At 72.2% G+C, this 1,091-nt stretch carries 1 protein-coding gene; it reads left to right on the top strand.

Translation table 11 applies throughout. The features are described 5' to 3' along the window. Positions 1 to 62 precede the first annotated feature (62 nt). Positions 63 to 1,073: a MarR family transcriptional regulator gene (locus AC08OU_RS20605; protein ID WP_476601695.1), complete on the top strand. Its 1,011-nt coding sequence runs from the start codon at positions 63 to 65 to the stop codon at positions 1,071 to 1,073. The last annotated feature ends 18 nt before the right edge of the window (positions 1,074 to 1,091 follow it).

Here is a 1,091-nt window from a genome sequence, read left to right as displayed (position 1 = left end):
CAGATCCCGTGGGGTGACCCCGTTTGTCGGCGAATAGGAGATGGCGTATACCGTCCCGCTTTGTGGCTACTGTTGCTGACCGGATACTCGACCAGCTTGCCAAGGTTCCCGCGGGTTTGGACGACGGCAGGTTGGCGGCGGCGATCGGGGCGAGCCGGGGCACGGTGAACCAGGTCTGCCGGAAGCTCGCGCAGGCGGGGCGGCTGGACCGGGGTCAGGGTCCCGACGGCCTGATTCTCAACCGTCTGGCGCTCGCGGCGACCTCGCCGCCCGAGGAACCGGAATCCGCTCCTGCCGCGGAATCCGCCGGCGTCGCCCCCTCGGCGTTCGCCGAGGGGGTCACTTCTCCCGCCGTGGCCGAGCCTGTTCCCGATGCGTCCGCGTCGGCCGAGTCCTCGTCGGCCCAGCCTGTTCCCGACGTCTCCGCGTCGGTTGAACGTGCTCCTGTGGGGTCTGAGCCTGCCGTCGCCGCCGCCGAGGCGGTCACGGCCACAGGCACCGATGAGCAGGCGGTCGATGGCGAGCCGGTGGACCTGCTCGTGGAGCCAGCCGCCGAGCTGGTGGTCGAGGTCGTCGAGCCCGACCCGGTCGCCGAGGCGGGTGCGGCGGCGGTCGAGGCGGGTGCGGCGTCGGCCGTGCCGGCCCCGGAGCGCGCCGAGGATCCGGTCACAGCGATCGGCCAGGCCTTGGCCGCTCTGGACGAGGCGATGTCCGTGTTGGGCAGCACGATCGTCCCGGCCTCGCTCGATGCGGCAGGTGGTGCATCGCATGCCTCGCCGTCGCCAGGCGGTACGGTAACCGAGCTTTCCGGGGAGCGGCGGGCTCCCACGGAGCGCGCCGACGGCGTCGCGGGTGGCAGCCGGCCGGTAGCCGGCGCGCCCCTGCCCGCGGGGACGGCCGCGAGCAGGGAGACCCACGAGCCGGCGAGCAGGGGTACCGCACGCCGGGAAGGCGGGGAAGACGGGGCCGAGGGGAGCACCCCGACTTCGGGGAAGGCACCGGCCGATCGCGTGAGCACCGCACCGGTGCGTCGGAGCTGGTGGCGCCGAATGTTTGTCCGTAACGCCCATTGATGTAATTAACGGTACATA

It is taken from the genome of Frankia sp. CcMO1, from assembly GCF_977945845.1.
This window is presented reverse-complemented; position numbering and strand designations above follow the sequence as displayed.